This is a genomic window from Belliella calami, from assembly GCF_022549695.1.
In the GTDB taxonomy this organism is placed as follows: Bacteria; Bacteroidota; Bacteroidia; order Cytophagales; family Cyclobacteriaceae; genus Belliella; species Belliella calami.
In genome coordinates, this window is sequence record NZ_JAKZGS010000044.1 from 1 (window position 1) to 611 (window position 611).

Below are 611 nucleotides of genomic sequence, written 5' to 3' on the forward strand. Positions count from 1 at the left end.
TGTAAACGAGGATGGAGATGTGGAAACGATCAACCTATCCGAGATCGTAAAAGCCAATGAGACAGTAACACTACTTTTGGATACGTCCAATGGAACATATACCTACTACAACGAAGAGAGCATAGATTCAGATGGCAATCCGATCGCACCTGGAGTATTGATAGATATCCCTTCGGCAGTGATCAGCGAGTTTGAGACGATCATCCAAGATGGAGACGTCAGAGAGCTATTGAGTACCTTTATCACCGAGAATGCAGCAGGCAACGTGACTTTTGACGGGACTGATTTCTCTTATGTAAACGAGGACGGAGATTTGGAAACGATCAACCTATCCGAGATCGTAAAAGCCAATGAGACGATAACGCTACTTTTGGATACTTCCAATGGAACATATACCTACTACAACGAAGAGAGCATAGATGTAGATGGCAATCCGATCGCACCTGGAGTATTGATAGATATCCCTTCGGCGGTGATCAGCGAATTTGAGACGATCATCCAAGATGGAGACGTCAGAGAGCTATTGAGTACATTTATCACCGAGAATGTAGCAGGCAACGTGACTTTTGACGGGACTGATTTCTCTTATGTAAACGAGGATGGAGATGTGG

General features: G+C 44.4%; 1 protein-coding gene. It reads left to right on the plus strand.

Annotated elements, in window-relative coordinates:
- The coding region (locus MM236_RS19620) for a hypothetical protein (protein ID WP_241276700.1) at positions 1 to 611 on the plus strand (611 nt) is incomplete at both ends.